Source organism: Clostridium vincentii, from assembly GCF_002995745.1.
Lineage (GTDB): Bacteria > Bacillota > Clostridia > Clostridiales > Clostridiaceae > Clostridium > Clostridium vincentii.
Genome location: NZ_PVXQ01000028.1, coordinates 1 through 26,033 on the forward strand (window position 1 = coordinate 1; position 26,033 = coordinate 26,033).

General features: G+C 30.0%; 21 protein-coding genes and 1 pseudogene. 19 read left to right on the forward strand and 3 right to left on the reverse strand.

All coding sequences use genetic code 11. The annotated features are described in order from the left end of the window. Positions 1-122: 122 nt before the first annotated feature. Positions 123-347 carry a DUF2922 domain-containing protein gene (locus CLVI_RS18115; protein WP_106060364.1) on the reverse strand — a complete coding sequence of 75 codons (225 nt, stop codon included), beginning with the start codon at positions 345-347 and terminating at the stop codon, positions 123-125. Positions 348-496: 149 nt separating this feature from the next. Between CLVI_RS18115 and CLVI_RS11980 the strand changes: the two genes are divergently transcribed. The 10 genes and pseudogenes from CLVI_RS11980 (at position 497) to CLVI_RS12025 (ending at position 11,725) form a co-directional block, all read left to right on the forward strand. After that, positions 497-1,147: an FMN-dependent NADH-azoreductase gene (locus tag CLVI_RS11980; protein ID WP_106060365.1), complete on the forward strand. Its 651-nt coding sequence runs from the start codon at positions 497-499 to the stop codon at positions 1,145-1,147. A gap of 62 nt (positions 1,148-1,209) precedes the next feature. Then, a pseudogene (locus tag CLVI_RS11985) lies at positions 1,210-1,341 on the forward strand (ACT domain-containing protein); the annotation flags it as partial. Positions 1,342-1,642: 301 nt separating this feature from the next. After that, a complete protein-coding gene (locus tag CLVI_RS11990; protein ID WP_106060366.1) occupies positions 1,643-3,544 on the forward strand; it encodes a sigma-54-dependent Fis family transcriptional regulator in 1,902 nt (633 codons plus the stop codon). Positions 3,545-3,794: 250 nt separating this feature from the next. After that, positions 3,795-4,850, forward strand: a complete 1,056-nt coding sequence (locus tag CLVI_RS11995; protein ID WP_106060367.1) for an NAD(P)-dependent alcohol dehydrogenase — start codon at positions 3,795-3,797, stop codon at positions 4,848-4,850. Positions 4,851-5,091: 241 nt separating this feature from the next. Further along, a complete protein-coding gene (locus CLVI_RS12000; protein ID WP_170065657.1) occupies positions 5,092-5,853 on the forward strand; it encodes a DeoR/GlpR family DNA-binding transcription regulator in 762 nt (253 codons plus the stop codon). Between the two features lie 257 nt (positions 5,854-6,110). Next, positions 6,111-6,860, forward strand: coding sequence for an N-acetylmannosamine-6-phosphate 2-epimerase (locus CLVI_RS12005; protein WP_106060369.1), 750 nt, complete (start codon positions 6,111-6,113; stop codon positions 6,858-6,860). A 1-nt stretch (position 6,861) separates the two neighbouring features. Beyond that, positions 6,862-9,141, forward strand: a complete 2,280-nt coding sequence (locus CLVI_RS12010) for a pyruvate formate lyase family protein (RefSeq protein ID WP_106060370.1) — start codon at positions 6,862-6,864, stop codon at positions 9,139-9,141. A gap of 62 nt (positions 9,142-9,203) precedes the next feature. Continuing rightward, positions 9,204-10,103: a glycyl-radical enzyme activating protein gene (locus CLVI_RS12015; protein WP_106060371.1), complete on the forward strand. Its 900-nt coding sequence runs from the start codon at positions 9,204-9,206 to the stop codon at positions 10,101-10,103. Positions 10,104-10,290: 187 nt separating this feature from the next. Then, entirely contained in the window at positions 10,291-10,899 is a 609-nt protein-coding gene (locus tag CLVI_RS12020) for a metalloprotease family protein (RefSeq protein WP_106060372.1), read from the forward strand. Positions 10,900-10,927: 28 nt separating this feature from the next. Continuing rightward, a complete protein-coding gene (locus CLVI_RS12025; RefSeq protein WP_106060373.1) occupies positions 10,928-11,725 on the forward strand; it encodes a nitroreductase family protein in 798 nt (265 codons plus the stop codon). A gap of 130 nt (positions 11,726-11,855) precedes the next feature. On the opposite strand, the gene CLVI_RS12030 is transcribed toward CLVI_RS12025, so the two are convergent. Together CLVI_RS12030 and CLVI_RS12035 are read right to left on the reverse strand one after the other, a co-directional pair. Further along, a complete protein-coding gene (locus CLVI_RS12030) occupies positions 11,856-12,818 on the reverse strand; it encodes a glycoside hydrolase family 73 protein (RefSeq protein WP_242980684.1) in 963 nt (320 codons plus the stop codon). A 193-nt stretch (positions 12,819-13,011) separates the two neighbouring features. Next, on the reverse strand, positions 13,012-13,929 hold the full coding sequence (locus tag CLVI_RS12035) for a metallophosphoesterase family protein (protein WP_106060374.1): 918 nt from the start codon (positions 13,927-13,929) through the stop codon (positions 13,012-13,014). Positions 13,930-14,429: 500 nt separating this feature from the next. Here CLVI_RS12035 and CLVI_RS12040 point away from each other — a divergent pair, with 500 nt between their 5' ends. From CLVI_RS12040 to CLVI_RS12080, 9 genes are all read left to right on the forward strand, one after another. Continuing rightward, positions 14,430-15,155 (forward strand): amino acid ABC transporter ATP-binding protein, encoded by a 726-nt coding sequence (locus CLVI_RS12040; RefSeq protein WP_106060375.1) that lies wholly within the window; start codon positions 14,430-14,432, stop codon positions 15,153-15,155. A 52-nt stretch (positions 15,156-15,207) separates the two neighbouring features. Continuing rightward, positions 15,208-16,065 carry a substrate-binding periplasmic protein gene (locus CLVI_RS12045; RefSeq protein ID WP_106060376.1) on the forward strand — a complete coding sequence of 286 codons (858 nt, stop codon included), beginning with the start codon at positions 15,208-15,210 and terminating at the stop codon, positions 16,063-16,065. A gap of 53 nt (positions 16,066-16,118) precedes the next feature. Continuing rightward, on the forward strand, positions 16,119-16,826 hold the full coding sequence (locus CLVI_RS12050; protein ID WP_106060377.1) for an amino acid ABC transporter permease: 708 nt from the start codon (positions 16,119-16,121) through the stop codon (positions 16,824-16,826). A gap of 48 nt (positions 16,827-16,874) precedes the next feature. Next, positions 16,875-18,215, forward strand: coding sequence for a 4-aminobutyrate--2-oxoglutarate transaminase (gene gabT / locus CLVI_RS12055; RefSeq protein WP_106060378.1), 1,341 nt, complete (start codon positions 16,875-16,877; stop codon positions 18,213-18,215). A gap of 73 nt (positions 18,216-18,288) precedes the next feature. Next, positions 18,289-19,380 (forward strand): Ldh family oxidoreductase, encoded by a 1,092-nt coding sequence (locus tag CLVI_RS12060; protein ID WP_106060379.1) that lies wholly within the window; start codon positions 18,289-18,291, stop codon positions 19,378-19,380. A gap of 339 nt (positions 19,381-19,719) precedes the next feature. Next, positions 19,720-21,435, forward strand: coding sequence for a methyl-accepting chemotaxis protein (locus CLVI_RS12065; RefSeq protein WP_106060380.1), 1,716 nt, complete (start codon positions 19,720-19,722; stop codon positions 21,433-21,435). A 231-nt stretch (positions 21,436-21,666) separates the two neighbouring features. Beyond that, positions 21,667-22,236, forward strand: coding sequence for a TetR/AcrR family transcriptional regulator (locus CLVI_RS12070; protein WP_106060381.1), 570 nt, complete (start codon positions 21,667-21,669; stop codon positions 22,234-22,236). A gap of 101 nt (positions 22,237-22,337) precedes the next feature. Then, on the forward strand, positions 22,338-23,783 hold the full coding sequence (locus CLVI_RS12075; protein WP_106060382.1) for an MDR family MFS transporter: 1,446 nt from the start codon (positions 22,338-22,340) through the stop codon (positions 23,781-23,783). A 194-nt stretch (positions 23,784-23,977) separates the two neighbouring features. Next, positions 23,978-26,026, forward strand: coding sequence for a methyl-accepting chemotaxis protein (locus CLVI_RS12080; protein WP_170065658.1), 2,049 nt, complete (start codon positions 23,978-23,980; stop codon positions 26,024-26,026). The last annotated feature ends 7 nt before the right edge of the window (positions 26,027-26,033 follow it).

Below are 26,033 nucleotides of genomic sequence, written 5' to 3' on the forward strand. Positions count from 1 at the left end.
CCAGATTTATTTAAATCACTATTTCCATGGAGTAATCTTCCTGCTGAATGCTATTTAAATAAAAAGGATTGAAAATAAGCGGTTAATGACTGTCAACGTGACGAGTTATTAACCGCTTACTTTTAAAACTTAATAATAGTAAATTTAGTACCTTGCTTCTGAGTCAAGTAAGCATTATACTTGCCGGTTAACAAACCATTTGTAGTCTTGACTACATTTTTTCCGATTACAGTGTCCATTAGAGTAGTAACCTCTTCTGCGGAAATAGTTGGACTAACGGAATCTATGCTAATTGAAGACGTTTTTCCATTATCACAAAGAAAAACTAGGGTTAATATATAATCCATGATATATCCGCCTTTATAGTATTTAATCTTATATATATGTATTCATTAGAATAATTAGATGAATTATCAAAAATAAATATAAATAGAAAGAGTAAGTAATTAAATGAGTGGAATACTAATAAGTGAAGTAACTATTAGAGGTGAAAGAAATGAAAAAATTATTGTATATAACAGTAAATTCAAAACCAGAAGAAATGTCAGCAAGTAAAACAGTAGGAAGGGCTTTTGTAAACAGATTTATAGAGATACATAGTGATTTTAAATTAGAGGAATTAGATCTTTATGATTGTCATATACCACGTTTAGAATATCAGTATTTTGAAAAAAGAAATGCAATGATTAATGAAGAAGATTTTAATAAGCTAGATAAAAAGCAGCAAGAAGAAGTACATAAAATAGTTAAGCTTACTGATCAATTTAAAGAGGCTGACATGTATGTTATTGCAGCTCCTATGTGGAGTTTATCATTTCCAGCACCACTTAAAGAATATATAGATTGTATTGTTATGGATGGAAAAACTATAAGTATTAAAGAAAATAAAATAGAAGGATTATTAAATGATAAGCCAAGAGGAATGGTATATATTCAATCTTCTGGAGGAAATATACCTTGGATTTTAAGAATGGTGCTTAATAAGGGCTTAAACTATGTACATGATATAATGAGTACAATGGGTATAAAGAGAATTGAAGAGTTACTAGTTGATGGAACTGGTTTTACAGAAGAAGAAAAAAATGAGGCTATAGAAAAAGCTAAAGATAAGATAGATAATGTAATAGATGAAGTTTGGAGAGAATAAAAATAATTGCATTGGAACTGAAGAGAAGTATATTATTATGATATTGACAAGGATAATAAATTTTGTTATTCCAGATGGGAATAAGTATATTTGCTATTTCTACATATGATACGGATTATATACTTGTTAAAGATAAAGATATAGAAAATGCAATAAAAGCATTATCTAATGAAAGATATGAAATTATAGATTAATTATCAATATAAAAAAGTGTTGCACAACATTATTATAAAAATACAAAAGTCAGTAATGAATTCATTCATTACTGACTCCAGGACATACTCCGGGTTCTGTGTCATACTTGGTTAATGATAGTATTCTATTTACTGGAGATACATTGACTATACGAAATGGTAAAGTGAAACCATTCTTTATGTTGCAAAATATGAATACAAGATTGCAGAAAGAATCAATTAAGAAGATTTTAAAAATAGAAAACATAGAATTTATATGTACAGGTAATACTGGATATTTGAATTAGGGAGGTAATATTAAATGTTTCAGATAGATATATATCATGAAATAATCAATAGTTCCCATAATAGATGTAGTAAATATGGTGTAGAAAAAAATATATCATGTCCTTCAAGGATACTTGAAAAGAAAGAATTTAATATAACTACAAGAAGAAATAGCCAACTAATAAAAATAGCTAGACCATTTATGGAAATACTTTATGATTTTTTAAAAGGATCAGGATTTTCATTGTATCTTACAGATAAAAATGGGGTTGTTCTTACTATTATAGGTGATGAAGATATAATAGAAGACCAGACCAAAATGGGAATTGTAGAAGGGTCAGATATGAGTGAAAAAAGTGCGGGTACTAATGGCATTGGCACTGCTATTTATGAAAATTGCTCGCTTCAGATTGTTGGAGAAGAGCATTTTATAAAGGTTTTTCATGTGTGGACATGCTCCTCAGCTATTATCCATAGTGAAGAAGGGGATATAATTGGATGTCTTAATCTAACTGGAGGGCGTCAATTAGCACATCCTCATACTTTAGGACTTGTTGTGGCAGGTGTAAAATCCATAGAAAATCACTTGAAGGTTGAAAAGACTCAAAAGGAGCTCTTTAAGGCCCATCAATATTTAAATAAAGTTATGAACTCCTTAAATCTAGGAATTTTTACTGTTGATACTGAAGGAATAGTAAAAGCTATAAATAATAGCGCCTGTGATATGATGAACATTAAAGAAGAAGAGGTTATAAATAAAAATGTAGATATTGTATTAGATAACTGGAAATATATACTCGGGCAACTTAAGAGTGGACAATCATATGAAGACAGGGAGATTATATACTCGGATAAAAAGAAAAGGTTTAACTTAAATGTATATCCTATAAAAGATAAGGATGAAAATATAACTGGTATGGTAGGGATATTTAAGGATATGCAAAATATATATAATTTGGTTAACAAGTATATAGGTAGAACAGCTAAGTATACATTTAAGGATATAATTGGCGGCAGTGAAGAAGTTTTAAGATTAAAAGAACAATCAAAGAATATAGCTAATAGCCCATCTACGGTACTTATTCAGGGAGAAAGTGGAACAGGAAAAGAACTTATTGCTCAGTCTATTCACAATAATAGTGATAGACGCAACAATAGTTTTGTAGCAATAAATTGCGGAGCTATACCTAAGAGCCTAATAGAAAGTGAACTCTTTGGATATGAGGAAGGCGCTTTTACTGGTGCAAAACGAGGGGGTTGTGCAGGGAAATTTGAACTTGCAAGTGGAGGAACATTGTTTTTAGATGAGATAGGTGAGATGCCACTAGACATGCAGGTAAACCTCTTAAGAGTACTTCAGGAAGGGTGTATAACTAGAATAGGTGGCAATAAGTGTATTAATGTAAATGTAAGAATTATTGCTTCTACTAATAAGAATTTGAAAAAAGAAGTGGAAAAGGGAACTTTTAGGGATGATCTATATTACAGATTAAGTGTAATTCCAATATATATACCACCGCTAAGAGAAAGATTGGGAGATATAGAAATTCTTATACAGCATTTTTTGAAAATTAAAGCAATTAAACTAGGAAAATCTATTCCAAGAATAAGAGAAAATATATATGAACAGCTTTTAAATTATAATTGGCCAGGAAATGTTAGAGAACTAGAAAATTGCATTGAAAACATCGTAAATATGGATGGAAATACTTCCTTTAGTTTTGATAATAAAGCTTTAGTAAGAGAACGAAACAATTCTAGTAGTATAAACTTAGAATATGATATGTGTTCACTTGAAGAATTAGAAAAAAGAGCAATAGTAGTTTGCATAGATAACTGTGAAGGGAATATTACTAAATCTTGTAGAATATTAGGAATAAATAGAAGTACTTTGTATGCAAAAATAAAGAAATATAAGATTACGCACAGTGTATGAAAACACAACAGTGTTGTAAAATAAAACAATATTTATTCTAGAAGTGTTGTTTTTTACAACACTTTTTTTAAAAATTGTAACCTTAGAAAAATATAATAAAGATTGAAATTTATATTATATTTCTAATTATGGTACTTGCTTGTATAGAAAATATGTAAAGCCAAAAATAAGTTTTAAAAGGATATCTGGCATGATAGTTGCTTATATATATAACAAGTCAGTATTCCTAAATTAGAAGGAGGCTTTTATTATGAAAGGTTTTGCAATGTTAAGTATTAATAATGTAGGGTGGATTGAAAAGGAAAGTCCAGTTGCAGGTCCGTATGATGCAATTGTACGTCCTTTAGCTATATCTCCATGTACATCGGATATACATACTGTTTTTGAAGGTGCAATTGGAGATAGGCATGATATGATTTTAGGCCATGAAGCAGTGGGTGAAATTGTTGAAATTGGTAGTGAAGTTAAGGATTTCAAAGTTGGAGATAGAGTTATAGTTCCTGCGATTACTCCTGATTGGAGGTCATTAGAAGCTCAAGCAGGTTTTCACCAACATTCAAATGGTATGCTTGCAGGATGGAAATTCTCGAATTTCAAGGATGGAGTATTTGCTGAGTATTTCCATGTGAATGATGCAGATATGAATCTTGCATTTTTACCAAAGGAAATATCTTTATCAAGTGCAGTTATGATAACGGATATGATGACAACTGGTTTTCATGGGGCAGAATTGGCAGAGATACAAATGGGATCCAGCGTTGTAGTAATAGGTATTGGACCAGTTGGATTGATGGCAGTGACAGGTGCTAAATTACGTGGAGCAGGTAGAATTATAGGGGTAGGAAGCAGAACAGCTTGTGTTGAAGCAGCTAAATTTTATGGAGCAACAGATATTGTAAATTACAAAGATGGTGATATAGTTAAACAAATTATGGCGTTAACTAATGGACATGGTGTTGACCGTGTAATCATGGCAGGTGGCGGTACTGAAACGTTAGGACAAGCAGTAGCTATGGTTAGACCTGGTGGAGTAATTGCAAATATTAATTATCACGGTAGTGGAGAATATCTCCAAATACCTCGTGTAGAATGGGGATGTGGTATGGCACATAAGACTATAAAAGGTGGACTTTGTCCTGGGGGACGTCTTAGAATGGAAATGTTAAGAGATTTAGTATTATATAATCGTGTTGACTTAAGTAGATTAGTTACACATGAATTTAAAGGTATTGAAAATGTAGAAAAAGCTCTTTTATTAATGAAGGATAAACCAAAGGATTTAATTAAAGCAGTAGTTATTGTATAAAAATACAGTTTGGTAAAACAAATGTATAAGGCAAAAAAACAAATAATATATAAGGAACAATTTATAATATATATAAATTGTTCCTTTTTTGTAAGATGATGGACCTAATTGGAATTTCAAATTATTCTACTTAAGATCTCTTTCATTAGTGAGATGATAAAGGTAATTGAAAATATAATACAAAAAAATGTTTGCCTTTGATAAAATTATAAATTATAATTTTATCAAAGGGAGTGTTTATATGATAGCTTCAGAGCGAAGAATGTATATAATGAAAGTTTTAAATGAAAAAGGAATAGCTAATTTAAAAGAAATAGCAATTACATTAAATATATCAGAAGCTACTGTAAGAAGAGATTTTGAAACACTTGAGAAAGCTGGCAAATTAAAACGGGTTCTTGGAGGAGCAACTTTATCAGAGGATTTACTTTATTCAGAAGATAGTGCAGAACTTACAATGAAAGAAAAAATGCTATCTAATATAAATATGGATAAAAAAAATCAAGTGGCACAATATGCTTCACAATATGTTAAAGATGGAGATTGTGTTTTTATAGATGGAGGAACAACATTAGTTCCGTTAATTAATTATTTAGCTTGTAAAAAAGTTAAAATTGTTACTTATAATCATTTAATTATTAATAAAATAAAAAATCCGATTGCAGAAATTTTTATTGTTGGAGGCGTATACTTACCTTATTATAGTATGAGTGTAGGGCCCATTGCACAAGATGTATTAAACCATTTTCACTTTGATCATGCCTTCATTGGATGTGCAGGAATTGATTTAAATGAAAACACTGCGTATACTACAGAAATTGAAAGTCTTACTATGAAAAACATAGCTATGAAAAACGCAAAACATAGCTATTTATTAATAGATTCAACTAAATTTGAAGCAAGAGGATTTTATAAATTTAAAACTCTAGATTCTTTTGATTATGTTATCTGTAATGATTTTTCAAATGAGAAAAATATTCCGGGAAATTTTATATTAGTATAGCAGTAGATATTATAATAAATTACTAAAGGTAAATACTTCGATTTGATAAAACAAATGTGAGTATTTACCTTTATTTTCTGTATAATGGAATTTTTAACTTTATTAAGCCAAACTGTGGTAACATTTAAAAAAATGTTTAAAAATGATAAAAAATGATTACAAATGAAAATAAAGCTGATATAATTAAGACAAGAACAAATTAATTATGAAATTGCTTTGAGATATATTCAAGATTATTAATAAGGGAGAGATGTTAAATGAAAACAGTAAATAAGAGAAAAAGAGAACTTATTGAATCACTAAAAGATGGACTAATAGTATCTTGTCAAGTACAAAAAGATGATCCAATATATACTGATGATATAGTAGTGAAAATGGCAGAGGCTGCTAAATGGGCTGGCGCAGTAGGCATTAGAGCAAATTCACCAGAACAAATTAAAGCAATTAAAGAAAAAGTAGATTTACCGATTATAGGATTATATAAAATATGGAATGATGATACAGATGTATTTATCACTCCCACATTAGAATCAGCAAAACAAGTTTGGGAAGCAGGAGCAGATATTATAGCACTTGATTGTACAAGCCAAATAACTCATGAAAAAACAAAGGCTTTTGAATTATTACAAATAGTAAAAAAGGAAATTCCAGAGGCTATAATTTTTGCAGATGTTTCAAATTATGATGAAGCAAAAAGAGCAGTAGAATTAGGGGCTGATATAGTAGCACCGACTTTATATGGATATACAGAGGAAACAAAAAATATAGAAGAACCTAATTTAAGAGAATTTGCAAGAATGTGCAGGGATTTTAAAGATGATGCATATGTCATGATGGAAGGTCATTTATATACACCGGAAGATGCAATGAAATGTATATATTTAGGCGCTCATTCGGTAGTTGTTGGTAGTGCTATAACAAGACCACATTTAACTGCTAAACGTTTTGTTGATTTATTAAATGGATATCAATCAAATTGGAGAGAGGCAGAAAGGAGCAAACATTAATATGGTGAAATTCAATGTAGATGGAATTCAGAATGTTGAAGTTAGCAAAAAATTACCTTGTGAAAAATCTTTGGTAAAGCAATTAGAAATTATGGAAAAATACACAGAGACTCATAAAAATACATTAAATATGCCAAAGGAAATTAGAGAGATAGAATGTCTGAAAGTATTATATCCAACACTTTTCCGCCAAATAGAGGATAATGACAGAATTATAGGTAGAATAGATTTTTTACCAATAGGTTTTGGATGTGTAACATCTATAGGGGGAGTAGGTCATTACTGTGTTTTTAATAAATTAAGAGAATTTCAAAAACAATTTGATGATGAAAGTATGAAAAAACGTATTGATGATTTATATAACTATTGGTTAGATCATGATGTGAAAACGTTATATTGTAAAGATGTTTTAACTGAGGACACAATAGGGAGATTTATAGATTGTGAATATCCACTAATAGCAACTGCAAGACTTAGTGGAATGATGTTAGATTATCCTAAATTATTAGATTTAGGAATTGGTGGATTAAGAAAATTAATTAATGAAAAATTAGAAAATGACAAAGAAAATAATTTCTATATTGCTTCTTTGCAAAGTTTGGAATTATTTGTGAAGTCAGCAAGTTATCTTCAAGTTATGTTGCAAAGCCATATGGAAACTGCTGATGAAAAAAGAAAGAAAGAATTAGAAACTATTTATAATAGTTTAGAAAATATAAAAGATAATAAACCAAAAACTTTCCATGAAGCACTTCAGCTATTTTGGTTATATGCATTATTAGCTGGTGTTATTAACTATGGCAGATTAGACGATTATTTAGGACCATATTTGAAAAATGATTTAGAAAATAATGTAATTACTGAAGATGATGCTTATGAATATTTAAAATCCTTATGGACCATGATTGAAAACAGAAGAACTACAGTAAATGGAAGAATAATTACTGGTGGAAAAGGAAGAAAGAATCCTGAAGCAGCAGATTTATTTACAAGAATTGCACTTAATGTAACCAAAGATTGTAAGTATGTTGAACCACAATTTACATTAAGGATTTATAAAGATACTCCAGAGGATATTTTTGATTTAGCCTTAGATTCATTAGGACAAGGTGCAACTTATCCTACTTTGTATAATGATGATGTAAATATACCCGCAGTTATGCATTCAATGAATGTTGATGAGAAAACTGCAGAACAATATGTTCCTTTTGGATGTGGAGAATTTGTAATTCAAGGTCAAAGTACGGGAACACCAAACGCTTGCATAAATTTGCTGAAACTTTTAACTATTGCATTAAATGAAGGTGTTGATCCTGTAGATAATAAAAAGAAAAGTGGAGCAATAAAAATAAAACCACTATCAGAATACAAAACATTTGAAGATTTATATAGTCAGTATTTAGAATTATTAGACTATTATTTTGACTTATCAATAAAAGCACAAAAATATTCTTATAGATTAATGAATAAAGAAATATCATTTTTATTTACAAGTATTTTAATGGATGACTGTATAAAAAGGGGAAAAGCAGTCCTTGATGGAGGTATAAAATATTTAGGAGGAACAAATGAAACTTATGGTAATATCAATACTTCTGATTCATTATATGCAATAAAACATTTAGTATATGAAAAGAAAAAATATACCCTTGAGGAATTGCACAAAGCAGCTTTGGCTAACTTTGTAGGATATGAAGAAATTAGAAAAGACTTATTGGATTGTGATAAGTATGGTAATGATTTGGAAACAGTAGATAGTTTAGCTATTGATTTCTATGAATATGTAGCAAAGGGAATTAGAGATAGAGGGCTTAAAAATGAAATGGATTATTACTTAATTGTTATAAGTAATAATCAATTAAATACTGAATGGGGTAGTAGAACTGGGGCCTCCTTAGATGGAAGATTAGAAGGTATGTATATGAATCCAGCTAACAATCCCCAAGGTGGTGCTGATAAATCTGGACCAACAGCTACATTAAATTCATTAACAAAGTTTAATGCAAAATATCATGGTGGGTCAGTTCAAAATATTAAATTTACACCAACTATGTTTAATGACGATAGAGAAAAAATAAAATTTCTACTTAGGACATATTTTAAAAAAGGTGGATGTCAACTGATGGTAACTGTTGTTGATAAAGGAATTTTAGAAGATGCAGTAATTCACCCAGAATTATATCCGAATTTAATTGTTAGAGTTAGTGGGTTTAGTGCGATTTTCGTAAATTTAGGTGCAGATATACAGCAAGAATTATTAAGTCGTGTTTTATATGGATGAAACAATATAACAATAGAAGTTTTAAATTCAAAACTATCCTTTAAATAAGGGGATGATTTACCATGTTAAGAGTTATGGAAATTGAGAGGTTTGCGCTTCATGACGGACCAGGAATAAGAACAGTAGTATTTTTGCAAGGCTGTCCTTTATTTTGTCCTTGGTGTGCTAATCCTGAATCACAAATTATTAGAAAACAATTGATGTATTTTGAAGATAAATGTGCGAAATGTAAAACATGTTTAGTAAATTGTCCTAAAAAAGCAATTGAATTTATAGACAATGAGTTAGTTTTTAACCAAAATCTGTGTGGAGAATGCCAGGTATGTGGAGATGTATGTCCTAAAAATGCTATACACTTCTCTGGACAAAACAAAAGTATAGATGAAATTATGCTTGAAGTTATGAAAGACAAAGATTATTATGATGATTCTAATGGGGGGATAACAATTTCTGGTGGGGAACCATTTGTTCAATATGAAGGTTTCTTAAATTTGTTAAAAGAAAGTAAAAGAAAAGGGCTGAATATTGCAGTAGAAACAACAGGAAATGTAGATCTTAGCAAAATAATAGAAGCAGAACCATATATAGATTTGTTTCTATTTGATATTAAACATGTTGATAAGAAAAAGTTATTTAAAATTACAGGGGGGGACTTAGAAAAAATCCTTAGTAATTTGGAGTATATATCATCAAAAAATCCAAATAAAGTTATTATAAGAGTTCCGGTAGTTCCTAAATTTAATTATAATGATAAAACATTAAATGAGATTATTGATTTAGCATGTAAATATAAAATAAAGGAACTCCATCTGTTACCTTTTCATAATCTAGGTAAAAATAAATATGAGCAAATAGATAGAAAATATCAATTTGCTGATATGAAAATGTTAGATAAGAAGGAATTAAATAAGTATTTAGGTATTGGAGAAAATAAAGGAATCACTATAAAAATCGGAGGCTAGCATAATATAAATGTAAAGGCATTAACTAATATAAAGTTAATGCCTTTTTTCTAAGTGAAAAAACATGGGAAATATAATTTAACAAATGGAAAAATATGCTACAATAAGGATATGTATTTGAAAATTAATTCACAAGTTTACTAGAGTTTAAATATTTTTAGTAATCCTATAATAAAGGAGTAAGAATATGAAATTTGTTAGAAAAATTCCAGCCACAGATAAGAGATTATCAGAAAAATTAGTAGCTGATGGTTGGACAAAAATAAAAGAGCCTAAAAATCTATTTACTGCTATTTTAGCTTCTATACCATTTATGATTATAAATGGTATACTTGCGATATTCATTACTATTCAATTTTACAATCCTATAGCAAATATTTTTGCTAATGATTCTTTTTCTATAGTCATAGACCTTTTGGATATAATATATTTTATTGTAGCATCATTTATATTGATTATAGTACATGAATTAATTCATATGATATTTATTCCGAACTTCATAAAATCAGATAAAGTTTGTTGGGGGATTACATTGAATGGTGGGTTTGTGGCTACTACAGAAAAGATATCAAAGACTAGATTTATCATAATTTCAATTATGCCACTAATTATATTATCTATTCTTTTACCAATTATCTTAGGAGGTTGTAACGTTTTAAATGGATTCATTGTGTTTCTAATTATATTTAATGCAATGGCTTCCTCTGTAGATATTTTAAACTTATTTCTTATTGTGTTCCAAGCTCCTAAAAATAGTTATATTTTGAACAATGGCTTTGAAACATATGTTACATAAAATATTTTTTACCAAGGGGATGAAGAAAATGAGTATTATAACTGTAAATGAAGAAAAATGTATTAAATGTCAGATCTGCATTAAGGAATGTCCATCATATGTTCTTGAAATGGGAGAAAAGGGACCAGAAGAAGTAAAGGGAGCATCTTGCATTGCATGTGGACATTGTGTAGCTATATGTCCTACAAAAGCTATAGATAATAGCCGAACACCTTTAGTAAATCAAGTTGATATAAAAGATTCTGAAATACTAGATGAGAATCAGGCTGAACAGTTTTTAAGAACACGTCGTTCTATACGAACTTATAAGGAAAAATCAGTATCTAGGGAAGAGTTAACTAAATTAGTTAATATAGCTAGATTCGCTCCTACTGGAAGTAATATGCAAGGTATATCTTTTGTGATAGTTGAGGATAAAGAATTAGTTGAAAAAGCTATTGAACTCACTATTAAGCTTATGGAAGATTCCCCTTTTAGTGATAAATTTAAAAAACTTATAAGTAGTTATAGAGAAGATGGAGTTGATGTGGTTTTGCGTGGTGCTCCAAACATTATTTTAACTATTGCCGATAAAAACTTTTCAAAAGGAAGAGAGAATTCTATTTTTTCTTTGGCTTATCTAGAATTATATGCTCCATCATTGGGCCTTGGATCCTGTTGGGCTGGCTTTTTTGAAGTTTTTGCATTACTTAAAAATTCTCCAATGATTAAATTATTCAATATACCAGACGGAAAGAAGATAACAGGTGCTGTTATGGTCGGATATCCTAAGTATAGCTATAAGAGGTTGGTAGATAGAGATCCATTAGAAGTTACTTTTATATAGTAATAAGCTCACATCATAATATGAAAATTATGATGTGAGCTTATTTATATAGAATAGAAGATATAAGATATAAGATATAAGATAAAAGAGATCATGAATGAACAGCTGAAAATCCTCCTTTTAGTTACTATTATTGACCTTGGGCTTTATTGTCAAGAAGTTGCAAATCATTTTCTTGTATTATGTCAATCAATAAATCAGCATAGGTAGTATTTCCATGTTGGTCTTGATCGGTGCTATATCCTGCATCTTCAAGAGATTGAGCTTGATCTATATATTGAGAAGCATTAAAAACCCCATGTTCTGTATATCGTTTATTACTTGAAATAAATGCTCCATAGTCATCTAAAGAGTCTACTTTATTTTCATAGCTTCTAAAATTACTTATTATAACATCGTCATAATATTCTGATGTAGTCATAGTTACAAATTTCCCTTTCCAACTAGTATCAGCTTTGATTCCAAATAAGTTATTTGCTTTAACGCTTAAATCTGATTTTCCCCAACTAGATTCTAAAACAGCTTGAGATATTGTTATAGAAGGAAGAATTCCATATTTATTATATAATTTAATGGCTTCTGGTGAAATTTCATCAATAAACTTTTTAGATGATGAATCTGTTTCTAAATTATCTTCAACTAAACCTATAAATTCTAATTGATCTATATATTTATAAGTATGTTTTTTTTCAGAATTACTAAAGGTCAAGTCATTTAGTATATTCTCTAAACTTACAAGTATATATTTATCTTCTGAATCATTTTTATCTAAAAATGTTTGTCCCAATTCTTGTATATTATTATCATCTAATTGCGAAAGATCTTTATCATTTCTAACCCAATCAATTGCAGCTAAGTATTTCCAATTAACTTGAAGTTTTCCTTTACTTACATTGTCAGCTGAATCTATATATAGCTTTATTTGTGAATCATTTAATTTGATAATGTCATCCTTACTTAAATAAGCTATTAATGCATATCCAATACATGCAAGGACAAGTAATAAAAATATCGTTTTAAATAGCTTTATTATCTTTCTTTTTAGTATTCCATATATTGTGTTATTGTTTCTGGAGTTCATTTTTTTCGCCATAGTGTCCCCTTTTTCATAAGTAATTAATTGATATTATTTATTAAGTGAATTAATTATTATATTAATATCAAATGTATATATATAATAATATCATAATATATTTTCTATTTGTAAGTATTAGAGTAATATTAAGATATTCTTAAATAATAAAAAAATACCGCGAATCCATTTCTGAATAATGCGGTATTTGAGCTTATTTATCGGATAAAAATTCATTAGTCTTAAAATCATAATTCTCAATGGGCTCTGGCCCTCTCATCACATTTCTTTTAATTTGAAGAACTCCTATTTCATCAGCTCTGATTATCCATTCTACCATCAGTATTTTACCTTCTAAAATTTCAATACCGGATATGCCTTTGGTATGTATACAGCATCCAGTATTGAAATATGGAACCTCTTCACGTTTTGCGAACCTTGGTCTGTGGGTATGACCACAGATAAGCATCATTTTATGCTTCTGTATCCATTTTCTAAAGTTTTTTTCGATTTTATGCCTTTTATATAGGTTTTTAGCAGGGCTTGAAGGGTTATGAAAACCAATTACATGCATGTATCTCCAGAAATACCTCATTAATAACATTGATACAATCCAAAGCTGGTCATTTATAAAATCTCCCTGATGCCCATGAACTGTAAGAATTTCCTGCCCGGTACTTTTGTGTTTCAATACCAGTGCCTCATATGGAATAATTTCCTTGAAAAGATCATGTATATCCTGATTATATTCATCATAAAAACTGTAATAGTGTTTACTAACATAATCTTTGGTCTTTAAATATATATTATGATTGCCATAGAGCATGATTAATCTTTTATCATCAAAAAATTTTTTAAGGAGCAAAAATATATCACTATGAGCTGATCTTATATGCTTAAATTTGGAATATTCCCAAAGTTCGTCTCCGTCGCCAGCCTCCACATAAACATAGTCATTATTGAAATAGTAGTCTAGGGCATGCAAGTAAATATTTTGATTTCTAGAAAACTCATCAGAAACACTTCCATCTCCTCGATGAGAATCACTAAAAAATATGTATCTTGAATTTTCATCAAAGTATTCTACTTTGGCATTATTATAAGCTTCCATCAATCTTTTATCTGTAAACATCTGAATCACCTCATAATTTATATTATATATATATGTAACTATGTTATTCAAGTAATATATTCCATAATAAGATGTGAGCTTATATTACAAGGAAGCATAAAAAGGAGGATATTATAATAATTGTGCATTGAGCACTATGTATTGTGCACTATGCACTAAAATATTGTCCGTAGGGTACTAGCTTTATAAATTACAATATAATATTATAAATTTAGACAAAGGTGTCTTTATTGAAAAATAAAGACGCCTTTTAATTCGTTAATGACTATAAATTAGATTCTTAGTATAGAATTTATTATCAATAGCTAAGAAAAAGTAAAATTATATATTAAAATTACTCGTGGGCACTGGCGCCTAAGAGTGTATGAAAGTTTGAAAAGCAAGTATCAGTAATATATTAATATTAGACAAGCGAATAATTTAATAGTAAATGCAAAGGCGCACTGAAATAAAAAACAGTGCGTCTTTTTGTTATATTACTAGGAAATGGAGTTGAGAGTATGTATGACGTGTATCAATTATCAAAAAAGTTTGGTGATTTAGAAGTTCTAAAAAATATAAGTTTAAATGTGCAAGAAGGGGAAGTTGTATGTATTATTGGACCATCTGGTTCTGGTAAAAGTACATTTCTAAGGTGCTTAAATCTATTTGAAATTCCAACAAGCGGCAAAATGTATTATAAGGGCACTAGCATTCTTGATGCTACTGTGGATATTAGAGTAATAAGAGAAGAAATCGGAATGGTATTTCAACAATACAATCTATTTCCACTACATACAGTGTTAGAAAATGTTATGCTTGCACCTTTGCTTACAAAGAAGAAAAATAAAAAAGAAGCAGAGATTCTTGCTCTAGAACTTCTTGATAAAGTGGGGTTAAAAGACAAGGCTCATGTTTATCCTATAACTTTATCAGGTGGACAACAACAAAGAGTTGCTATAGCAAGAGCATTAGCAATGCAACCTAAAATGCTTTTGTTCGATGAGCCAACATCGGCTTTAGATCCAGAGTTAGTTGGGGATGTATTAGATGTTATGAAACAGTTAGCAAAAGATGGCATGACTATGGTAGTTGTTACTCATGAAATGGGCTTTGCTCGCGATGTAGCTGACCGAGTTATATTTATGGACAAGGGGTATATCGTCGAAGAAGGAGCTCCAAAAGAAATTTTTACCAATCCTAAAAATGAAAGAACAAAAGAATTTTTGGCAAGAGTATTAAATTAGTTATTATAATATGTTCTATAAAAATAAATAATTATGAAAAGGGGAGATTAATATGAAAAAAATGTATAAAAAATTATTAGTTTTAGTTGTTGTTGTTGTGAGTTGTCTTGGAATAATAGCTGGGTGTGGTTCAGGCTCTAGTGATAAGGAAAAAGATACATTAGAAACAGCAAAAGAAAAAGGGGTACTAACTGTTGCTTCATCAAATGATGCGCCATTTGCTTTTATAGATACTAAAACAAATGAGTTTTCAGGAATTGATGCAGAAATTATAGGTGAGGTTGCAAAACGACTTGGTATTGCAAACGTTGAAATGAAACAGATTCCATTTGAAAACTTATTGGTTGAATTAAATAATGGTAGTGTAGATATTGTAACAGATGGAATGTATGTTAAAGAGGAACGTAAAAAAATAGCTCAGTTTACCAACATATGGTACAAAGAGGGAGAAGCTATTATCATCCCTACTAATTCAAAGATCACGAGTAAAGATGATTTAAAAAATGCAGTATTAGGGGGACAAAAAGGAACCGCTTTCTTAGAAACAGCACAAAAATGGCAAGCAGAGGGTTTAGTAAAAGAGGTAACGATATTTGGAAGTCAATCTGATTTAATGTTAGCTGTAAATACTGGAAAAGTTGACGCATGCATAACTGATGGTATGGTTGCAGGATACACATTAGCACAAGATAGTAGTCTTGATTTGAAAATATTAGCTCCTTATGTATCTGAATCTTCTGGTATGATAGCAGCTGCTGTTAGACAAAGTGATACTACTTTATTGGATGCAGTAAATGAACAAATTGATGCAATGAAAGAAGATGGAACAATCCTTAAACTTCTTGAGAAATATGGAATGAATGAAGACTATTTCGTTTCAATTGAAGAAGGTAATAGTTCAGATAAATAAGAATATAAAAAGAATCCATTTGGATTCTTTTTAAAAAAAAGGAGGCAACTTATATGAACATTTTAGCTAACTTAGATTTTAGCACTGCATTTAAATATCTAGTGCCTTCATTAATTGATGGTCTTTGGATTGTAATACAAACAACAATATTGGGATTCTTATTAGCAATTGTTTTAGGACTTTTTATGGCAATTGGTCGTACTAGTAAAGTTAAAATGATAAGAGGCATTTTAGTAGTTTTCTTAGAATTCATTCGGGGTACACCCTTATTGGTTCAATTAGTATATATGTATTATGTAGTTCCACTTTTAATATCTATAATAGGACAGCTATGGAATCCAGGATACCAATTTAAAATAAGTTCAGTGGTTGCAGGTACAATAGGTCTTGGAATTAATTATGGCTGCTATATATCAGAAGTTATTCGTTCTTCAATGCTATCAATAGATGCTGGACAAACAGAAGCGGCATTAGCACTTGGACTTACTAATAATCAAGTATTATCTAGAATAATTATCCCACAAGCACTACGTAATGTAGTCCCTGTTTTTGGAAATTACTTGGTGATGATGTTAAAGGATACTTCACTTTTGGCATATATTTCAGTTAATGAAATATTATTACGTACACAAAGTTATGCGTCACAATCATTTTTAACAATTGAATCATATACACTTTTAGCGATATTCTATCTTATGTTAAGCTTACCGCTTTCACAATTAGTAAAATTAGTTGAGAAGAAGATGCAAAAATTCAACTAGTTTATAATAAAAAATTTTAATAACAAAATTAAATTAGGGGGCTTCAAAATGATAGAAGAAACAAATGTAAAATTAGTAACTTCAATACCAGGACCAAAGTCAAAGGCAATTATAGAAGAGAGAAAGAAATATGTAGCAAATGGAGTATCTGTATCAACAGAGATTGCTATTTCTGAAGCAAAAGGAGCTTTAATTAAAGATGTTGATGGCAATGTATTTTTAGATTTCGCAGCAGCAATTGGTGTTCAAAATGTTGGTCATTGTGATGATGAAATAGTTAAAGCAATAAAGGAACAAACAGAAAAATATATTCATCCAGGATATAATGTAGTGACATATGAATCATATGGAGCTCTAGCTAAGAAATTAACGGAAATAACAGCTGGAAATTATGAAAAGAAAGTTATGCTTGCAAATAGTGGAGCAGAGGCTGTAGAAAATGCAATAAAAATAGCTAGAACTTATACTAAGAAGACTGGAATTCTTTCAGCAACAGGATCTTTCCATGGACGTACAAATATGACTATGTCAATAACAAGTAAGTATGTACCTTATAAAAAAGGTTTTGGACCATTTGTACCAGATACTTATAAATTTGATTATCCATATTCATATAGAGCTCCAAGTGGAATGTCAGAAGATGAATATGCAGATGAATGTATTAACAAATTAAAAACAATGCTAAAAACAACAATTTCTCCAGACATGATAGCATGTTTAATAGTTGAACCATTACAAGGGGAAGGTGGATTTGTAGTTCCAACAGCAAAGTATATGCAAGAATTACAAAAAATCTGTAATGAAAATAACATATTGTTTATAGTAGATGAAATACAAGCTGGATTTGCAAGAACTGGTAAGATGTTTGCACATGAACACTATGGTATAGAACCAGATATTATTACATTATCAAAATCTATAGCGGCAGGATTACCATTAAGTGCTGTAGTTGCGAAAAAAGAAATAATGGATTCAGCATGTGTTGGTGGAATTGGTGGCACCTATTGTGGAAGCCCACTTGGATGTGTAGCAGCGCTTAAAGTAATTGAAAAAATTGAAAAAGAAGATTTGTGTGAAAAATCACTTAAACTTGGAGAATATATTACTGGACGGCTTAATAATATGAAAGAAAAATATGATGTAATTGGTGAAGTAAGAGGTCTTGGTTCTATGATTGGTGTAGAACTTGTTAAAGATAGAAGAACTAAAGAACCAGCAGCAGATATTGTAAAAATAATAATTAATAAATACTATAAAAAAGGAGTTATATTATTAAATGCTGGATTATTTGGGAATGTAATTAGATTTTTACCACCATTAGTTATGACGCAAGAACAAGTGAAATATGGAATGGATACATTAGAAGAGGCATTTAAAGAGTGTATATAAGAAATAACTGTTTTTTTCACCTGAATATTGATATAATATTAGTAGTTTTTAGTAATTTAGGAGGAAAAAAAGAATGGGATATTTAAAATATAATTATAAGGATTTAAAAAATCTATGTAACACATCTTTCAAGGAATTTGGTTTTAATTCTGAGGAAAGCGAAACTATTACTGAGGTGTTGTTATTATCAGATTTATTTGGTATAGAATCACACGGGGTTCAAAGATTAGTGCGTTATTATAATGGAATAAAGAATGGAATTATGAAGGTAGATGCAGAAATTGAAACCGTTCATGAAACTTTAGTATCTGCTGTTTTAGATGCTCATGGAGCTATGGGACAAATAGTAGGTAAAAAAGCAATGGAGATGGCCATAGAAAAAGCTAAAGTTACTGGTATGGGAATGGTTACTGTAAGAAATTCTAATCATTACGGTATTGCAGGGTATTATGCAAGAATGGCAGAACAAGAAGGTTTACTTGGAATGTCTATGACAAACACAGAAGCTATAACTGTACCAACCTTTGGTCGTGAAGCTATGATGGGGAGCAATCCTATAGCAATTTCAATGCCGGCAGAACCATATCCATTTCTTCTAGATATGTCAACAAGTGTTGTAACTAGAGGTAAAGTTGAAATTTATAATAAGCGTAAAGAACCACTTCCTATTGGTTGGACTTTAGATGGAGATGGTAAAGATACGGATAATGCAAAAGATGTTTTATATAATATTATAAATAAAATTGGTGGAGGCATAGTTCCATTAGGTGGTTCAGGCGAAGGATTTAGCGGGCATAAAGGTTATGGCCTAGCAGCCGCAGTTGATATGTTTACTGGTATTTTTTCTGGAGGAATAACTTCAAATCATATTAATGGGGGAAAAGCCAGCGGAACTTGTCATTTTTTCTTTGCAGTTGATTATGGCATATTTGGAGATAAAGATACAATTAAGAATAATATGTCTAAATATTTAACTGAATTAAGAGAATCTAAAAAAGCTGTTGGAGCCACTAGAATTTATACTCATGGTGAAAAAGAAATTGAAGCATATAAAGATAGAATAGAAAACGGAATACTAGTCAATGAGAATACTTTAAAAGAAATTGAAGATATGTGTAACTACCTTGATATAAAAGTATCTGATTACTTAACAGAAATAAAATAAGCAGATATTATTAGCCTGAAATCAATAGATTGCGGAGCGCTTAAGAAGAGTTAATAGTATATTGTAAAATCCCTCAGGCATTAGCTTGGGGGATTTTTTGGACTGCCTAGAATGCTTGTTGCTTACTTTAATATAATTAAAAATTATGCATGTAAAAAATATATGCTGACAGCTAATAGATACTGAAGTATTATATATATATAGTTAAGCGAAGAATAACAAAATATTACAAAAAAGAACAAAAAAATTATCAGGTAATAATTTTAGGAAATTACTTTTAAGGAAGAAGTCTTAATGACTATGTAGAATATATTATGAATAAAGAGGGGAGTGGGTAGAATGAAACTTTTTATAAATTTAAGTGTAAGAAAAAAGCTTGTATCAGTATTTTCAATGATTTGTATTTTTATGATCCTAATAGGAGTAGAGGGTATAATAAGTTCAGCAAAGATTAATGAGGGGTCTAAGTCTATATATAGTACAAACCTAATATCCATTAGGAATTTGGAAGGAATTAAAGCAAATATAAATGCCATGAGAGCCGAGATGAGTAGAATGATTTTTGAAAGAGATAAATTAAAATTAGATGAGCAAATAAATACTATAACTGATTTAACTAATGAAGATATAATCTGGGACAAGGAATATGAAAGTCTACCTAAAACTTCAGAAGAACTTAAAATTTATGCTGATTTTAAGAATGACTTAGTAAAAAACAGAGAAGGACGAGCTAAGGTCTATGAATTTGTTCAGTCTAATAACTATGAGGATGCAATTAAAGTTTATAATTCAGAGCTAGAGGTGTTAAGAATTTCTATGCTTGAAAAATTAGAAACATGTATTCAAATAAATAATAAATCCGCTGAAGAAGCAAATGCAAATAATATAGATGAATTTAACACGGCTAAAAATACAATTTTAATTTATACCGCAATAGGATTTCTTGTTATAATTTTTATGGGATACATATTAAACAAAAATATAATGGATCCATTGAATAAGATAAAAGAGTTTGCAGCTAGGTTTGCTAACTATGATTTTTCTGAGGTAATTATTATTACAAGGAAAGATGAATTCGGACAAACTGGAACTGCGCTAAATACCGCACAAGAAAATATTAAAAAGCTAGTAAAGGAAATAATGAGCAATGCTTCTGATATGAGTGCATCTTCAGAAGAACTTTCAGCTACAGCTGAAGAAATAACATCTCGAATAAAAATTATAGACAGTTCAACAGTAGAAATAGATAAAGCTGTTCAAGATATCAGTGCTACATCAGAGGAGATAACTGCCTCGGTTGAAGAAGTTAACTCAAGTATGGAGGAACTATCTTCAAAGGCTATGGAGGGTAGCGGTAATGCTGCTAAAATTAAAGAAAAAGCCAAAGTTGTTCAGATAGAGGCTAGGAATGCATTGAAAAAAAGTGAAATCATCTATAAAGAAAAAGAAAAAACAATATTAAAAGCTATAGAAGATGGCAAGGTTGTAGATGAAATAAAACTTATGGCAGATGGAATTGCAGAAATAGCAGAGCAAACTAATTTGCTAGCATTAAATGCAGCCATTGAAGCGGCAAGAGCAGGAGATCAGGGAAAAGGTTTTGCAGTAGTTGCAGATGAAGTAAGAAAGCTTGCAGAACAATCCGCAGAAACAGTAAATACAATTCAAGGTACTATAGTAAAAGTTCAAGATGCATTTAAGAATTTATCGGAAAATAGCAACGACATACTTAAATTCATTATAGAAAATATTGCACCTATTTTAGAACAATATACAGAATCAGGAAAACAATATGGTGAAGATGGAGAATTTGTAAGCTCCATGTCAGAAGAAATTGCATCTATGTCTGAAGAGGTGGAAGCCACAGTAGGTCAAGTTGCCACAGCTGTTCAAATTTTGGCAGAAAATTCACATCTTTCTGCAGAACATATAGGAGATATTCAAATTAGTATTGATGAAACCTCTAAAGCTATGGATGAAGTAGCAGAAACCTCACAAAGTCAAGCAGAACTTGCACAAAAGCTTAATGAATTGGTAGAGAAGTTTAAGATCTAATAATGTATTCTATCCTAAAGCACTAAGAACTCTTTTAATGTTCCCTCAGGCAGTAGCTTGGGGGAATTTTTATTTTAGGGGGTAAAAGTGTGTATCATTTTAAAAAAATTATCTATGGTAAGATTGGAAGGCTACAACATAAATATAGAGTTAAATAATTGACATTTGTTTTAGTCGTGAGTATAATACATGTAGACTAGTCACTATAATTATATTAAGAGGTATATTGAAATGAAGAAGAAATTAAATACAAAAGAAAAATTTATAGAAACTGCATCAAGACTTTTTGAAATTAAGGGATATAATGCAACAGGATTAAATGAAATTTTAGAAAAAAGTGGAGCTCCAAAGGGTTCATTATATTATCATTTTCCTAAAGGAAAAGAGCAGCTTGCCTTGGAATCTATACATTTAGCAGGGGAGAAAATAAAAAAAAATATAAGTGAATCTTTAAATAGTATTGAAAATCCAGTTGAAGCAATTATATTTAATATAGAAAATATAGCAACAATTATTGATAATGAACAAAAAACTGGAGATATTTCTATAAGTTTAATAGCTTTAGAAACATATATAACAAATGAACTTTTAAGAGAAGCTTGCGAAAAGATTTTTACTTCAATAGAAGATATATATGCTGGGAAATTAATTGAATCTGGAATTAATAAAGATAAGGCATATGACTTAGGTAGTTCAATAGCTGCAATGATAGAAGGTGGAATTACTATATCATTGACTAAGAAAAATGGTGATTCACTTAGAGTAATAGCTAAACAAATACATAATTTAATAAATATGTAGTGATTTTGATAAATTATTTTAAATACCTATTTTAATAATAGGTGTTTTTTTATGATAGTAATATATAGACTGGTCTAATATTAAGGAGGAAAAGAAATTTAATGGAAGAGATAAAAATAACAACATCTAAAAAAACAATCAATACAAATGTTATAGTAGCGGTATTAGTATTTAGTGCTTTTTTAGCATTATTTAATGAAACTATACTAAATGTTGCATTAACCCCACTTATGGGAGAAATGAATGTTACAGCAGGAACTATACAATGGTTAATTACTGGATATATGATAGTTGTATCAGTTATGGTACCAGTTACAGCTTTTTTAATTAAAACATTTGAAACAAAGCCATTATATTTAGGGGCTATGACATTAATATTAATTGGAACCATATGTGCAGCTCTTTCTGGATCCTTTACAATGTTGCTTATTTCAAGAATGTTACAAGCTTCAGGAACTGGAATGATGATTCCTATTATGATGAATACAGTGTTATTAGTAACACCACCAGAAAAACATGGAACAGCTATGGGAATATGTGGCTCAGCCATTTGCCTAGGGCCAGCCCTTGGACCAACGGTTTCAGGAATTGTATTACAATTTTTTAGTTGGCATGCATTATTTATAATATTAATTCCACTTATAGTCTTAGCTATGATTTTAGGATATTTTAATTTAGTTAATGTATCAATTATTACAAAACCTAAGATTGATGTTACATCAATTATATTATCAAGCTTAGGAATTGGAGGCATTATATATGGCATAAGTAGTTTTAGTGGGGATGGAAATGTAAAAATTATTGCTATAATATTTATTGTTGGAATAGTATCATTAGTTTTATTCTGTATGCGTCAATTATCTTTAAAAGAACCAATGCTAGAGATGCGTATATTTAAGTATTATAAATTTTCAATTGGGGTAGTGCTTGTTATGATTGCTATGATGACAATATTCACAATGGGAATAATGTTACCTATGTTTCTTCAAGGAGCGCTTAAAACAACGACTTTTGTGGCAGCGATGGTATTACTTCCAGGAGCACTTGCTAACGGAATTGCAACACCTATAGGAGGGAAGCTTTATGATAAAATTGGGATAAAAGTTTTAGTTCCGGTAGGATTTACTATAATATTTGTAGCATTATTTATTTTATCTCGATCAAATAGTGAGACGCCTCTTATAAATATTATAGTAACATACATAGTAGTATGTATGGGAATTGGTCTTATAATGTCACCTTGTCAAACAAATTCACTTAAACAATTACCAAAGGAAGATTATCCTCATGGTGTAGCTATAATGAATACCCTTCAACAAATATCAGCAGCAGTTGGCTCATCGTTATTTATAGGTATTATGTCAGCTTCACAGTTGAAATCCTTAAACAATGCTGTTCCACAAGAACTGGCTGTAGCTAATGGATTTAATTCAGCAGCATTAGTTGTTGTAATATTTGTTTTAGTAGGATTTTGCTTATCCTTTACTTTAGGATTAGGAAATAAAAAACTTGGGGTAGCATCTGATTTAATATTAGAGAATGAATAAGTAAGTAATATTTTTAAATATAGATAAATTAAATGTGAATAGTACATGCAGTAGTTAAAAATAATAAAAAACTACAGTATGTACTTTTTTTATTTATAAAAGATCAAATAAATTTCTTATGTTAATGTTTTCATGAAAAATAATGAATTGTGAAAAATATGTCAATTGTGATAAAATATTATTGGGGTGAAGATATGAAAATCAAAAGTATTAAGAGCAAAATATTAATTTCTATCTTACCAGTAGTAATTGGAGTAATGTGTACATTAACAATTATTAGTGGCATTAGTTCAAAAGAATTAATTGATAAAGAAATTGATGAAAAAATGTCTTATCAATTAGGAAAAACAGAAGAAAGTATTAAAAATAGTTTGTATAAACATAGTAAAGTCACAGAAAGTCTAGGTAGGACAGTAGAGACCTTAGGAGATAATTTAACAGAAGAGCAGTATAAAAATTTAATTGGAAATTTGATCAAATCAAATAATGAAACTTTTGGTGGAGGAGTTTTTTATGAACAGAATAAGTATAAGGTTGATCGAAAATTCTTTGGACCATATGTATTTAAAGATAATGGGGATTTAACAATTTCCGATGATTATAGTAAAGATGATGCAAATTATGATGAGGAAGCTTGGTACACTATAGGTAAAGATACCAAGAATGCTGTAGTTTGGTCAGATGTATATGTAGATGGCATAACAAATAAGACTATGGTTACATCTACGGTACCTTTTAATGATAAATCCGGAAACTTTTTAGGGGTTGCTACTGGAGATATAGATATGGAAGGTATTCAGACAATGGTTAAGGATGTGAAAATAGGAGATACTGGACGAGCTATTCTTATTGATAAAAATGGATCATACTTGGCGGGTGTAGAGGACGATAAAATAATGAATAGTAAAGTTTCAGAAGATGAGACCTTAGGTTTAATGTCACTAGCTAAAGATTTATTTAGTGGTAAAGAAGGCAAAAGTCAATTTGAAAATGCGGATGGGCTAAACTGGCTTTATTATAAAACTATTCCAGAAACAGAGTGGGTTATTTTAATGACTATTTCTGAAAAAGAATTAAATGCACCTATAGCAGAATTGAATTCAAAACTTTATTTAACAATCGTAATTGCAATAATATTACTAATATTTTTAATAGTGTTATTTAGCAAATCATTAGTAAAAAATATAAAAAAGGTAAATGACTTAACGGAACTAGTAAAAGATGGGGAACTATCACATTCCATAGAAGTCAATACAGAAGATGAATTAGGGCAAATGAGCAATAATATAAATGAAATGATTAAAAATATTAGAGTGATAGTAAAAAATATATCAGAAAATTTACAAAGTTTAGTTGCTACATCAGAAGAGCTTACTGCTAGTGCAGAACAAACAGATAGCGCTGCAGAAGAAATAGCAATATCCATACAAGACGTTGCGACAGGCTCAAATGAACAAACCTTGCTGGCAAATAGTATAGTGTCAGAATCAAATGATATGGGGTTGCAGATGAATGGGCTTATAAAAAGTCTACATAATGTTACTGAATCATCAACAGAGGCTGTAAAAACATCTCAAGATGGAAAAAATGTAATCAATGAGGCTGTAAATCAAATAAATTTAATTAAAGGAAAAGTGAGTCAATCATCAGAAATTGTAAATGAATTAGGGACAAAGTCCAATGAAATTGGACAAATTGTTTCAATAATAACTTCTATTGCAGAACAAACTAATCTTTTAGCTTTAAATGCAGCAATTGAAGCAGCTAGAGCAGGAGAACAAGGAAAAGGATTCTCAGTGGTAGCGGATGAAGTTAGACTTCTTGCAGAACAATCAAGCGAGGCTGCGAATGAAATTTCTAAGCTTATAAAAGAAATTCAAAGTAATATAGTTTATGCAGTAGAAGCTATGAATGATGGAGATGAAGCTGTTATAGTTGGTATAAAAAGAGTTGAAAATGCTGGACAATCTTTTGATGGAATAAATTCTGCAATTTCTAAAGTTTCCAATCAAATGACCAATATGACTGAAGTAATAAATAATATGATGGGAAATTTTGGACATATGGTTACTTCCATTGAAAAAATTTCAACAATATCAGAAAATAATGCAGATAATACACAAGGAGTAGCGGCTGCATCGCAAGAACAGACTGCTATCATGAAAGAAGTAGTTGAAGCTACAAAGGGACTAGTAGAAATGGCTGAAAGTCTTGAAAGTAGTATCAGTTTTTTTAAGAATTGATGAGAGG